This window comes from Novosphingobium sp. GV079 (assembly GCF_003058045.1).
GTDB lineage: Bacteria > Pseudomonadota > Alphaproteobacteria > Sphingomonadales > Sphingomonadaceae > Novosphingobium > Novosphingobium capsulatum.
This window is the reverse complement of record NZ_QBUE01000002.1, coordinates 107,918-121,125: the sequence shown is the minus strand read 5'-3', so window position 1 is coordinate 121,125 and position 13,208 is coordinate 107,918. Positions and strand designations below refer to the sequence as shown.

9 protein-coding genes and 3 tRNA genes are annotated in these 13,208 nt (G+C 65.3%); 4 read left to right on the top strand and 8 right to left on the bottom strand.

The annotated features are described in order from the left end of the window. The first annotated feature begins 156 nt into the window (after positions 1-156). The 3 genes from C8K14_RS02420 to adhP all read left to right on the top strand — a co-directional run bounded on the left by C8K14_RS02420 (position 157) and on the right by adhP (position 4,882). Positions 157-2,652: a TonB-dependent receptor gene (locus tag C8K14_RS02420; RefSeq protein WP_107715587.1), complete on the top strand. Its 2,496-nt coding sequence runs from the start codon at positions 157-159 to the stop codon at positions 2,650-2,652. A 99-nt stretch (positions 2,653-2,751) separates the two neighbouring features. Continuing rightward, positions 2,752-3,612 (top strand): pirin family protein, encoded by an 861-nt coding sequence (locus C8K14_RS02415; RefSeq protein WP_107715586.1) that lies wholly within the window; start codon positions 2,752-2,754, stop codon positions 3,610-3,612. Positions 3,613-3,856: 244 nt separating this feature from the next. Then, complete coding sequence (adhP, locus tag C8K14_RS02410; RefSeq protein WP_062782237.1) at positions 3,857-4,882, top strand: alcohol dehydrogenase AdhP; 1,026 nt, start codon at positions 3,857-3,859, stop codon at positions 4,880-4,882. 37 nt (positions 4,883-4,919) lie between these two features. On the opposite strand, the gene C8K14_RS02405 is transcribed toward adhP, so the two are convergent. From C8K14_RS02405 to C8K14_RS02370, 8 genes are all read right to left on the bottom strand, one after another. Then, positions 4,920-4,995: transfer RNA gene (locus C8K14_RS02405), tRNA-Lys, on the bottom strand. 43 nt (positions 4,996-5,038) lie between these two features. Then, a tRNA-Lys gene (locus tag C8K14_RS02400) sits at positions 5,039-5,114 on the bottom strand. A 46-nt stretch (positions 5,115-5,160) separates the two neighbouring features. Continuing rightward, a tRNA-Lys gene (locus C8K14_RS02395) sits at positions 5,161-5,236 on the bottom strand. A gap of 82 nt (positions 5,237-5,318) precedes the next feature. Further along, on the bottom strand, positions 5,319-6,434 hold the full coding sequence (gene rodA / locus C8K14_RS02390) for a rod shape-determining protein RodA (RefSeq protein WP_107715744.1): 1,116 nt from the start codon (positions 6,432-6,434) through the stop codon (positions 5,319-5,321). A 5-nt stretch (positions 6,435-6,439) separates the two neighbouring features. Beyond that, a complete protein-coding gene (mrdA, locus tag C8K14_RS02385) occupies positions 6,440-8,524 on the bottom strand; it encodes a penicillin-binding protein 2 (protein ID WP_107715585.1) in 2,085 nt (694 codons plus the stop codon). A gap of 1 nt (position 8,525) precedes the next feature. Continuing rightward, positions 8,526-9,080: a rod shape-determining protein MreD gene (locus C8K14_RS02380; protein ID WP_028657394.1), complete on the bottom strand. Its 555-nt coding sequence runs from the start codon at positions 9,078-9,080 to the stop codon at positions 8,526-8,528. Positions 9,081-9,091: 11 nt separating this feature from the next. Further along, complete coding sequence (gene mreC / locus C8K14_RS02375) at positions 9,092-10,003, bottom strand: rod shape-determining protein MreC (protein WP_107715584.1); 912 nt, start codon at positions 10,001-10,003, stop codon at positions 9,092-9,094. Between the two features lie 108 nt (positions 10,004-10,111). After that, positions 10,112-11,158 carry a rod shape-determining protein gene (locus tag C8K14_RS02370; RefSeq protein ID WP_022674563.1) on the bottom strand — a complete coding sequence of 349 codons (1,047 nt, stop codon included), beginning with the start codon at positions 11,156-11,158 and terminating at the stop codon, positions 10,112-10,114. A gap of 192 nt (positions 11,159-11,350) precedes the next feature. Here C8K14_RS02370 and mutL point away from each other — a divergent pair, with 192 nt between their 5' ends. Next, positions 11,351-13,183 (top strand): DNA mismatch repair endonuclease MutL, encoded by a 1,833-nt coding sequence (gene mutL / locus C8K14_RS02365; RefSeq protein WP_107715583.1) that lies wholly within the window; start codon positions 11,351-11,353, stop codon positions 13,181-13,183. The last annotated feature ends 25 nt before the right edge of the window (positions 13,184-13,208 follow it).

Here is a 13,208-nt window from a genome sequence, read left to right as displayed (position 1 = left end):
ATGACCATTTCACCGCATTGCAATATGCAACCAAGATCGTTGCATGTGTTTCTAGATGATTCTAAAATATCATAATAAATCAACGGGATATACCGAATATCTGTAGCAAATCTGGCATATTTGCGCCTTATCCGGCCACGGTTTCAAGGAGGCAATATGACCGAACAAAAATACTGCCTGGCGGCCCACGCCAGCGCCACCGTGCTTGCCCTGGCAAGCCTGGGCCTGGCCGCGCCGGCGCTGGCCCAGTCCACCGGCAGCATGGATTTTGGCAACCAGATCGTGGTGACCGGCACGGCCCAGAAGGGCATCGTCGGCGTCGCCAATCCCGATACCAGCAAGGCCTCGGCCATTCTCAGCCAGGCCTGGATCGAACGGCAGACGCCCGGCCAGTCGATCAACGACATGATCAATTACCTGCCTGGCGTCAGCTTCCAGAACAACGATCCCTATGGTGGCAGCGGCGGTACGCTGATGATCCGCGGCTTTGATGCCACGCGCATTTCCGAAACCATCGATGGCGTGACGCTGAACGACGATGGCAACTATGCGCTTTATTCGGGCGAGCTGCTCGATTCCGAAGTGATCGATCAGGTCGCGGTCAATTTCGGCACGACCGACGTCGATAGCCCCACCTCGTCGGCATCCGGCTCCACCATCAACATCCGTTCGCACAAGCCGACCGAGGATTTCCACCTCAAGGCCTCGGGCGCGATGGGCACCGACAATTACTACCGCGTGATGGGCATGGTGGACAGCGGCGCGATCGGGCCGGCTGGCACGCGCCTCTATGGCGAATACAGCCACTCGCACAACGATTCGCCGTTCAACAATTATGGCAAGGTGCGGCGCGAACAGGCCAACGGCGGCATCTATCAACCGCTGGGCGCCAATGGCGATTTCCTGTCGCTGACCGGCACCTATGTCGGCACGGAAAACAACTTCTCGGGCTCGGTCCCGCTGTCGAACGTGCCGCTGACGGCCGATACCGGCGTCGGCTTCACCTATTTCCCGACGAGCTTCAAGAACGGCTATTACCACTATGCGCCGTGCACCACGGCGGCGGCCAATGCCGGCACGGCCGACAATGCCAACACCTGCGGTTCGGCCTATGACTATCGCGTCAACCCGGCGCAGTTGCTCAACCTGCGCGGCAGCGCGCGCCTGACGCTGGCGCCAGGCCTGGTGTGGACGATCGACCCCAGCTATCAGTGGACCAAGGCCAATGGCGGCGGCACGGTTGTGGCCTCGGAAGGCACCTCGGCCGGGATGACCGGCTATGTCAACGGCAGCTATTACCTGGGTGAGGATCTCAACGGCGACGGCGATACGCTGGACAAGGTGCGCCTGCTGGCGCCCAGCCAGACGACCACGCACCGCATCGCGCTGACCACCTCGATGCGCTATGACATCGACAGCCGCCAGGCCGTGCGTATTGCCTATGCCTTTGCCCGCTCGGTCATTTCGCAGACCGGCGAACTCGGCATGCTCAACAGCGATGGCTCGCCGGTGCTGATCTCGCCGGTCAACGATCCGCTCGCCGATGGCGCGGGCAACGTGGTGGAAAAGCGTGACACGCGCTCGATCGCGTTGCTCAACCAGGTTTCGGCCGAATATCGCGGCAGCTTCATGGACAACCGCCTGAAAGTGAATGCCGGCCTGCGCGCGCCGTTCATGCACCGCGACCTCACCAACGACTGCTTCACCCGCAGCAGCAGCGGCGGCGTAAGCTGCGTGTTCGGCGCATCGGCGGCAACCTATGCCGCGGCCAACCCCAGCGCGGTTTCGCCGCAACGCCGCACCTATAACTACAATGCCGTGCTGCCCAGCCTGGGCGTGACCTATGACCTGCCCAGCGCCGGCCAGATCTTCTTCAATTACTCCAAGGGCATGTCTGTTCCGCAGACGACCTCGCTCTATCAGTCGTTCTACTTTGCCAATGGCAGCAATGCCGGCCTGGTGGACCCGGAAAAGACCGACAACTTCGACCTTGGCTTCCGCCGTACCAGCGGCCCGCTCCAGGCGCAGGCAGACCTGTGGTACACCCACTTCACCAACCGCCTGGGCACGGCCTATCAGCCTGACGCCAACACCGCGATCTACACCAACCTGGGCACCGTCGATCGCTATGGTATCGATGCCAACGTGTCGTACCGCTTCACCTCGCACGTGAGCGGCTATGTCTTTGGCTCGTGGCTGCATTCGCGGATCAAGGACAATGTCGATTCGCCCACCGGCGAACTGGCCACCGCTGGCAAGTTCGAATCCGCCGTGCCGATCACCACGGTTGGCGCGCGCCTGGCGGGCAATTTCCAGCCCTTCACCCTGGGGGTTCAGGTCAAGCGCACCGGTCCGCGCTATGTCAACGACCAGAACACGCCCTATTATCTCGCGGGCACGACCACGGTGGCCTATGGCGCCAAGACGCCGTCCTACACCCTGGTCGATCTCGATGCGCGCGTGGCGCTGGGCGCGGTCGGTCTCAACGACCGGTCCTATCTCCAGCTCAACGTGACCAACCTGTTCAACCAGTATTACGCGGGCGGGTTCTCGGGCACGTTCAACAACCAGGTGAGCTATACGGGCAGCTATACCAATGTGCAGATCGGTGCCCCGCGCGCCGCGATTGCCACGCTGGTTCTGGCTTACTGATCAGCCACGCGGCTGAAAAGGGAAGGGGTGGCGCGCCGGGGAGGGCACGCCGCCCCTTTTTCCTTGCGTCTTTTCCGGCGCTTGGTCGTATCATGGGGCATGACTGAGGAAGCCTGCACCATTCACCGCCTGCATCCCGCCCATCGGGATGACATCGGCGATCTTGTCACCCGCCGCCCTCTGCCGGGGCCCGCGCTCGATCATCTTGGCGCGTTCCTGTTCCTCAACCACCATGGGCCGCAGGTCTATCCTTCGCCCAACCGGGGCCTGCCATTCGGGCCGCATCCGCATCGCGGCTTTGAAACGGTCACCTTCATCCTCACCGGCGAGTTGACCCACCGCGACACCGGCGGGCACGAAAGCACGATCCACGCCGGCGGGGTGCAGTGGATGACGGCCGGCAGCGGCCTGATCCATGCCGAAATCTCGTCAGACGATTTCAAGCGCCGGGGCGGGGCGGTGGAAATCCTACAGTTGTGGGTCAATCTGCCGGCCCGCCTCAAGATGACCGCGCCGCGCTATACCGGGGTGCAGGCCGATGGCGTGCCGGTGTTGACCGAAGACGCCGGGCGCGTGCGCGTGCATCTGGTTTCGGGCACGCGCGGCGGCGTTACGGGGCCGGTCGCTTCGCTGACGGGCGTGTTCATGAGCTTCGCCTATCTCAATGCCGGTGGCATGCTGGTGGCCGAGGGGCTGCAGGGGCGCGACGTGTTCCTCTATGTCGTGCGCGGCAGCATTGCCGTGGATGGCACGGTGGCGCCAGCCTTCAACCTGGTGGAATTGACGCCGGGTGACCAGCTCGACCTGGTGGCGCAGGAGGACAGCGTGATCCTGCTGGGCCATGCCGATCCGATCGACGAGCCGATCGTGTCGCACGGGCCCTTCGTGATGAACAGCGTGGCCGAAATCCACCAGGCCTATGCGGATTTCCAGGTTGGAAAGTTCGGCGCGATGGGCTGAAACGCTCGGCTAGGTACGGGGCTTCGACAAGCTCAGCCCGAACGGACACTACGCAGACCCTGTCTTCAATGCGGGGGGACATCCCGCTAATTCCCCGTTCGCCCTCAGCCTTTCGCAGGGCTCTGCGCTACGCCGTTCCGTCAGTGCCTTTACGCTGGCACATGGCCATCGTTGATCGAGGCCAAAGCCGCCCCTGGCAGTTCATGCCATTCTCCATGTCATTGGCGAAACATGGAGAATGGCAATGGCCGAAACGATGAAAGCCGCCGTGGTGCATGCCTTTGGGCAACCGCTGACGATCGAGCGCGTGCCCATCCCGCAGCCCGGCCCTGGCCAGGTGCTGGTGCGGATTGCGACCTGCGGGGTGTGCCACACCGATTTGCACGCCGCCTGTGGCGATTGGCCGGTCAAGCCCCAGCCTCCGTTCATTCCCGGGCACGAGGGCGTGGGCCATGTCGTGGCCGTGGGGCCGGGCGTGGTGGGTGTGAAGGAAGGCGATTGCGTGGGCGTGCCCTGGCTGCATTCGGCCTGCGGCCATTGCCCGCATTGCCTGGGTGGCTGGGAAACGCTGTGCCACGAGCAGCAGAACACCGGCTATTCGGTCAACGGCGGCTTTGCCGAATATGCCCTGGCCGATGCCGCCTATGTCGGCCACATTCCTGCCGGGCTCGATCTGGTGGAAGTCGCCCCGATCCTGTGCGCCGGAGTCACGGTCTACAAGGGCCTCAAGATGACCGATACCAAGCCCGGTGACTGGGTGGCCATTTCGGGCATCGGCGGGCTGGGCCACATGGCGGTGCAATATGCCAAGGCCATGGGCCGCAAGGTGATCGCGGTGGATGTGGACGCGGCGAAGCTCGATCTTGCCCGCCGGCTGGGCGCAGAGCTTACCGTCAACGCCGTGCAGGACGATGCCGCTGCGTTCGTTCAGGCCCACTGTGGCGGCGCGCAAGGCGTGCTGGTCACCGCCGTATCGCGCAAGGCCTTCGAACAGGCACTGGGCATGGCCGCGCGCGGCGGCACTGTGGTGCTGACCGGCCTGCCACCGGGCGATTTCCCGCTGTCGATCTTCAATACCGTGCTGGGCGGCATCACCGTGCGCGGCTCGATCGTGGGCACGCGGCTCGACCTGATCGAGGCGCTGGACTTTGCCGCCGCAGGCAAGGTGCGCGCTACGGTGGAAACGGTGAAGCTGGAGGATATCAACGCCACGTTCGAACGGATGACCGCCGGCACCATCGAAGGGCGCGTGGTGCTCGATCTGCGATAAGGGGGATGACGCTGGTGCGTCTGCTGCCAGGGAACGGTGGTGGACGCACTAGGGCTCGAACCTAGGACCCGCTGATTAAGAGTCAGCTGCTCTACCAACTGAGCTATGCGTCCGTGCCGGTTGTGGCAGGCCGGTGAGTGGCACCGGAAGAAGGGATGGTGGACGCACTAGGGCTCGAACCTAGGACCCGCTGATTAAGAGTCAGCTGCTCTACCAACTGAGCTATGCGTCCACACCTGCTGTTCGGGCAGGCCGGTGTTGGTGCACCGGAAGTAGGATGGTGGACGCACTAGGGCTCGAACCTAGGACCCGCTGATTAAGAGTCAGCTGCTCTACCAACTGAGCTATGCGTCCGGGTTCCCGAGCGACCGTCGCCGCCCGGGAGCGGCCCCAATAGCGATTTCTCCGCCCCTGCCAAGCCCCAATTTCAACTTTTTTAGGAAAGACCTGTGGAACTCCGCCGGCTCCACCGATCGACCGCCATGATCGTGCCGATGCAGATCATGTTGGTCATCATCGACGAGCCGCCATGGCTCAGGAACGGCAGCGGAATGCCCACCACGGGCGCCAGGCCCATGACCATCATCATGTTGATGCAGGCATAGAAAAAGATCGTCGCGGTCATCCCTGCGGCGAGCAGGCGGGAAAACCGGTCAGGCGCGTTCATCGCCACTTTCAGGCCCCAGCGCATGATGAGGCCAAACACCAGCAGCACGAACAGGCCGCCCAGCATGCCCCATTCTTCGGCCATGGTGGCAAAGACGAAGTCGGTATGCGCTTCGGGCAGGTAATCGAGATGGCTTTGCGAGCCATTGCCGAACCCCTTGCCCAGAAAGCCGCCCGAACCGATCGCGATCTTGGACTGGGTGATGTGATAACCCGATCCCAGCGGATCGCTTTCCGGGTCCATGAACACCAGCACGCGCTTGCGCTGATAATCGTGCAGGGCAAAGAAGAACGCCAGCGGTGCGATCACTGCCCCGGCGCCACCCGCGCCCAGGAACCAGCGCAGCGGCAGGCCGGCCAGGAACATCACCACCACCCCGCCAAAGCAGATGGCGAGCGCCGTGCCCAGATCAGGCTGGAGCATGACGAAAGCGGCGGGAAAGCCAAGCAGGCCCATGGCCGGCGCCACGGCGCGCCAGCTACGTGTTTCGCCCGTCGGCAGCACGCTGTAGAACCAGGCGAGCACCAGCACGATGCCCGGCTTCATCAGTTCCGAGGGTTGCAGCGTCATGAACCCGAGGTTTAGCCAGCGCTGGCTGCCCCCGCCGATGCCACCGATCAGTTCCACCAACACCAGCAGCACGCAAAGCAGGCCATAGAGGGGCAGGGCGGCCCGCCGGAACCAATCCTGCGGCACCCGCGCCAGCACCATGGCCATGGTCAGGAACACGAAGAAGCGGGCGACGTGCATCAGCGCCCAGGGCTGGAAATGCCCGCCGGCCGCCGAATAGAGCACGGCCCCGCCAAAGCACACCAGCATCAGCAGCGGCAGCAGCACGCCCCAGGGCTGGCGCGACAGGCCGGTAGGAACATAGGCGCGGCGCATGGCGATCACTGCCCCCCGTTGGGCGCGGCACCGCCCGCCTGGGTTCCGCCAGAGGCCGGGCTCGGCGTCGGCTGCGGCTGCGGCGCATCGGGTTCGGGCGCCGGGGGCGCAGCATCGGTTTGCGGCGCGGCCGGCGCGGCGGGTGGCTTGTTTTCGTCTTCCATCACCTGGCTTGCCTGCGCCTCGTCGGGCGCCCGCGGGGCACTGGCGCCATATTGCGCGGCAAAGGTGTTGTAGCGGGCGGCCATGCGCTGCTGCACGTTGCCGCCCCAGCCCTTTTCCAGTTCCTCCAGCGCGGCCATCGCCTTGGCCGGATCGAACAGATAGGTCATCACGTCACGTGCGATCGGATAGGCGCTGGGCGAGCCGCCGCCATGCTCGATCGCCACGGCGCAGGCATAGCGCGGCTTGTCGAACGGGGCGAAGCAGATGAAGTGGCCATGGTCGCGCCGCTTCCATTCCACGTTCTTGCCATTGCCGTGTTGCAGGCCAACGACCTGCGCCGTGCCCGTCTTGCCGGCCATCAACACGCCATCGATCGGGATGCGCGCCTTGCCCGCCGTGCCGCGCCCGTTGACCACTTCGTTCATCGCTGCATGAATGAGATCAAGGTGTTCCTGGGCAAAGCCCATCGAGGGTGGGGGCGGGGCATGCTTGTCGAGCATCAGGCGCGGGGTGAGTTGCAGGCCCGAGGCGATGCGCGACACCATCGTTGCCTGCTGCAGCGGGTTCACCAGCATATAGCCTTGGCCGATGGTGGCGTTCACTGTGTCATAGATCGCCCATTCCTTGTGGTACTTGCGCAGCTTCCACGCGGGATCGGGCACCGTGCCATAGGATTGGCCGGGATAGGGCATGGGGAATTCCTGGCCCAGTCCCAGGCGTCGCGCCATGGCGGCGATCTTGTCCATGCCGATCTGCTGGGCGAAGTGATAGAAATAGACGTCGCACGACTGATAGATGCCCTTGAGCATGTCCGTCTGGCCGTGGCCGTGGTGGTTCCAGCAGTGGAAAACGCGGTTGCCCACGCGCAGCCCCCCGGCGCAGTTGACCGATGCCTTGGGATCGAGCCCGGCCTCGAGGAACGAGAGTGCGACCAGCGGCTTGACCGTGGAGCCAGGGGGATAGAGCCCGCGCAGCACCTTGTTGCGCAAGGGTACGTGATCGTCTTCCGACAGCATTTTCCATTCGATGCGGCCGATGCCGTCAGAAAAGCTGTTGGGATCGTAGCACGGCATCGACACCATCGCGAGGACGTCACCGGTGGCGCAGTCCATTACCACGACCGAGCCGGATTCCAGGCCAATGCGCCGCGCAGCATAGTCCTGCAGCCCGCCCAGCACGGTGAGCTGGATCGGCTGGCCCGGCACGTCTTCGCGCGTGCCCAGGTCGCGCACCACGCGGCCAGTTGCCGTGGCCTCTACCCGGCGCGCGCCAGGTACCCCTCGCAGGCGGGTTTCGAAATGCTTTTCAAGACCATCCTTGCCGATCTTGAAACCCGGTGTGATGAGCAGCGGATTGTGTTCGCGCTCGTAATCTTCGGCCGAGGCGGGACCGACATAGCCGACCAGATGCCCCACCGACGGCCCGGTGGGATAATAGCGCGAATAGCCGCGCTGCGGGATCACGCCGGGCATCTCGGGCAGGCGCACGCTGACTGCAGCAAACTTGTCCCAGTCCAGCTTGGCGGCCACTTCCACCGGCTGGAATCCGCGCACCTTGTCGAGCTTGTCCTTGATGTCGCTGACCTTGTCCGCCGTCAGTCCGAGCAGGCCCGACAGCTTGGACAGGGTATCGTCGGGATTGACCAGACGATCGGGGATCACGTCGACGCGGAAATCGGCACGGTTGGAGGCCAGCGCGGCGCCATTGCGATCGAGCACCCAGCCGCGCCGCGGCGGGATCAGCGACAGGTTGACGCGGTTGCTTTCCGACGCCGCCTTGTACTTGTCGTTCTCGAAGATCGCGAGATAGGCCAGGCGCGTGGCCAGCAGCACGCCGACGCTGGCCTGGGCCATGCCCAGCACGAACGTGCGGCGTTCAAAGCGGTTGGTCAGGATTGCCGAAGTCAACGGCAGCTTCTGCTTCACGTCACAGCCTTTTGAGCGGGAGCAGGCGAATGCGATCGAGCAGCGCGACAATGCGCGTGACCACGGGATGAAGCAGCACGGTCAGCAGCACCTGCGGACCGACCGTCACGGGCAGGGGATAGCTGGTGACCAACCCGGCAAAGGCCGCGGTCAGCACGACATAGGCGCTCAGCAGCGTGGCAGCGGTCAACCAATCCTGGATAAAGCCGCGCCACAGGAACTTTTCATCGATCACGTCCATCGCCAGCATGGTGAGGGACCACAGCACGATGCCGCTGCCAAACGGCTGGCCGCTGTAGAGATCGTCGAACAGGCCGAGCGGCAGCCCGGCCCAGATCGGCAGCAGCGTGGGCCGCAGCAGACGCCAGCCCAGCAGGGTCATGAAGCCGAGCGGTGGCAGCACCGGCGCCGAGGCGACCACCGGCGAGAATGTCACCATCGATGCCAGCATGATCGACAGCCACGGCAAGCCCTTGGCCAGAAACGGCAATGGCCCGCGATTGAGGCGTCGCCGCACAAGGTCTTCGGGCCGTGCGGGCAGAAAGGGGAGCGGCATCGTGGGCGGCCTTACGGGGTGTTGTCGTCGGCCGGCGGCGGGGGCGCGGCCTTTTGCGCGGCCACCAGCGCGGCTTGGGCATTGGCCTGCCAGGCGGGCAGCACCACCACGAAATCAGCATCGGCCGGATCGCTGGCCAGGTGGCCCGTGGCGCCATCGCGGTGCGGCTGGGTGGCCACGGCCACCGGGATGCCCGGGGGATAGAGCCCGCCCGAACCAGAGGTGACAAAGACGTCGCCGGTGCGCAGCGTGGCGACGCCGGTGTTGATCAGGCGGATTTCGATCTTGCCGTTGGCGCCGCCCTGGACGAACGCGGTCAACCCGTCGGACGCGCGACGCACGGGCACCACGTTGTCAGGATCGGTGACCAGCAGCACGCGCGCGGTATCGGGCCCTGTTTCCACCACGCGGCCGATCAGGCCACCCGCGGCGCGCACTGGCTGCCCGTTCTGCACGCCCTGGTGGCTACCCACCGACAGCACGGCAAAGCGCCGGGTGGAGGTGGCGGTAGAACCGATCAGGCGCGCGCCGGTCACCGGCTTGAACGCGGGGTCGACAATCCCGAGCAGCGCCTTGAGCCGGGCATTTTCCTGTTGCAGCGCATGCATCGTCACTGCATCGGCCCGCGCGGCCTGCACTTCGCGGGTGAGCGCGGCGTTCTGGCGGCCGGCGTTGAAGTAGGCGCCGATCGCCGCGAACAAACCCTGGCTGGCGCTGCGCGTTTCCGCGCCCGCCTGGCCCAGAGGGCGCGCCACTTCGCTCGCGGTGGTGCGGGCAAAGGCAAAGGCTTCCGGGTTGAACATCGAGACGCCAAGCACGACGAGACCCGCCACGACGCCGACAACGGCGATCACGTAGCCAGTAAAGATCCCGTATTGCGCCCTGCGCGAAAAGCCCGGGCGCCGGTCAGGCGACCGCGCCATGATATTCTACCCCTGATACTCTACACTATGCCAAAGCCAGAGACGCGATGAAGGCCGGCTGAACCGTCCTGGCACCGCGTGCATCCCTGGTTCCAAATCCGGCATTCCTCAGGCGGTCATCAGCACGCCGCGATAGATCGGATCTTCCATGGCGCGGCCGGTGCCGAGCGCCACGCACGACAGCGGATCTTCCGCCACGCTCACCGGCAGGCCGGTTTCCTCGCGCAGGTGCTCGTCCAGCCCGCGGATCAACGCGCCACCACCGGTCAGCACGATGCCCTGGTCGACGATGTCGGCGGCCAGTTCGGGTGCGGTGTTTTCCAGCGCGATGCGCACGCCTTCGACGATGGCGCCGATCGGTTCAGACAGCGCCTCGGCCACGTTGGCCTGGGTGATGGTGATTTCCTTGGGCACGCCGTTGACCAGGTCGCGGCCCTTGATGTGGATGGTTTCACCAATGCCATCGGCCGGCATCGTGGCGATGCCGTAATCCTTCTTGATCCGCTCGGCCGTGGCTTCTCCAATGAGAAGATTGTGGTGCCGGCGGACATAGCTGACGATGGCTTCGTCCATCTTGTCCCCGCCGACACGCACCGAGGTGGTATAAGCCAGGCCGCGCAGCGAGAGCACGGCCACTTCGGTGGTGCCACCGCCGATGTCGACGACCATCGAGCCGACCGGTTCGGTGACGGGCATGTCGGCGCCGATCGCGGCGGCCATCGGTTCCAGGATCAGATAGACCTGGCTGGCGCCGGCATTGCTGGCCGCGTCGCGGATCGCGCGGCGTTCCACCGAGGTGGAGCCCGAGGGCACGCAGATCACGATTTCCGGGTAGCGCAGCAGGCTCTTGCTGCCGTTCACCTTGCGGATGAAATGCTTGATCATTTCTTCCGCCACTTCGATGTCGGCAATCACGCCGTCGCGCAGCGGGCGGATCGCCTCGATGCTGTCGGGCGTCTTGCCCATCATCATCTTGGCGTCATCGCCGACGGCCTTGACCTTCTTGATGCCGTTGAGCGTTTCGATGGCAACGACCGAGGGTTCGTTGAGAACAATGCCGCGATCCTGGACATAGACGAGGGTATTCGCCGTGCCGAGGTCGATCGCAATGTTCTGGGAACCGAACTTGAAGAATCGGGAAAACATCGATGCCATCAGAAAATCCGTGTGATTCGCGCGCGGTACCAACCGCAATGGGTGGCCTATGCGCAAAAGTGAGCGCCCGGGGAAGGCGGCTCATTAGCGCAAGCGGGGGGGAAAACCCAATATTTTGTGCACTGCCGGCATGGGATAACTCATGCTGCCCGTCTCGAAAAAGGGCACGTTCGTCGCTACCTTGCCGGGATCATGGCCAGCACACCCCGCGTCATCCGCCGTCTGCCCGACACGCTGATCAACCGCATCGCGGCAGGCGAGGTGGTGGAGCGCCCCGCCAGTGCGCTCAAGGAGCTGGTGGAAAACGCGATCGACGCCGGCGCCGGGCAGATTTCGGTGCGGCTGGCCGAAGGCGGGCTGGGCCTGATCGAGGTGACCGACGATGGCTGCGGCATGCGCGCGGACGAGATCGCACTGGCGCTGGAACGCCATGCCACCTCGAAATTGCCGGACGAGGCGATCGAGCTGGTCGCAACACTGGGCTTTCGCGGAGAGGCGCTGCCTTCGATCGCCTCGGTCGCGCGCGTCACCATCGAAAGCCGCAGCCGCGCCGATGGCGAGGCGTGGAAACGCACCATCGACCATGGCACGCTGGTGAACGAAGGCCCCGCCGCGCTGCCGCCCGGCACGCGGGTGCGGGTGGAAGACCTGTTTGGCAAGATCCCGGCGCGGCGCAAGTTCCTGCGCAGCCCGCGTTCGGAATGGGCCTCCAGCCTCGATGTCGTGCGGCGCCTGGCCATGGCCAAGCCCGATATCGGTTTTACGCTGGAGCATGACGGGCGCCGCGCGCTGCATGTCCAGCCTGGTGACACCCTGGCCGCGCGCGTGGCGCAACTGGTGGCACGCGAACTGGCCGACAATGCCGTGGCCGTCGATCTGCTGCGTGGCGACTATCACCTGATGGGGGTTGCGGGCCTGCCGACCTACAACCGTGGCGTGGCCGATCACCAGTACCTGTTCGTCAACGGCCGGCCGGTGAAAGATCGGCTGCTGCTCGGCGCGGTGCGCGGCGCCTATGCCGATATGCTGGCGCGTGATCGCCATGCCGTGCTGGCGCTGTTCCTTGATGTGCCGGCCGCAGAGGTGGACGTGAACGTCCATCCTGCCAAGACCGAAGTGCGCTTCCGCGACAGTGCGCTGGTGCGCGGGCTGATCGTCACCGGCCTGCGCCAGGCGCTCTCCACCGGCGATCGCCGCTCTGCCCAGGCGCCCGATGCCGGCGCGATGCGTGCCTGGCAGGCCGAACCGGTTGCGCCGGCGCCACTCGTCACCCCGCCACCCGCGCCAGAACCGGCGCGCCAGGGCAGCATCTTCACGCCGTCCTATCAGCCCGCCCGCGTGAGCGAGGCGGGGCAGGCCTGGCGCGGCTATGAGGCCGGCGTGATGGCGCCGCCCGTGGCCCGCGCCGAAGCCGCGGCCGAGCCGGTGCCCGAGGCGGTGGAGCATCCGCTCGGTGTGGCGCGGGGCCAGGTGGCCAAGACTTACATCGTCGCTGAAGCCAGCGATGGCCTGGTCATCGTCGACCAGCACGCCGCGCACGAACGCCTGGTGCTCGAACGCCTGCGTGCCGCCGGCGCGGGCGAGGGCACGGCCCCGGCCCAGGCCCTGCTGCTGCCCGAAGTGGTCGACCTTGATGAACCATCGTGCGACCGGCTGGAAGAAGCCGCGCCGCGCCTCGCCGATTTCGGCCTCGCCCTCGAACGCTTTGGTCCGGCCGCGATGCTGGTGCGCAGCGTGCCGGCGGCGCTGGCCAAGGGCGATGTCCAGGCCCTTGTGCGTGACGTGGCTGATGACCTCGCCAAGCATGGCGACGCGCTATTGCTGGGCGAGCGGCTGGACCTGGTGCTGGCAACGATGGCCTGTCACGGCTCCGTGCGCGCTGGCCGCGTGCTGTCGGTGCCGGAAATGAACGCCCTGCTGCGCGAAATGGAAGTGACCCCACGCTCGGGCCAATGCAACCACGGCCGGCCGACTTGGGTGAAGCTGGCGCACGGCGATATCGAGAAGCTGTTCGGGCGGAAATAAGATCCTCCCTCCGAATGGCGGGGGG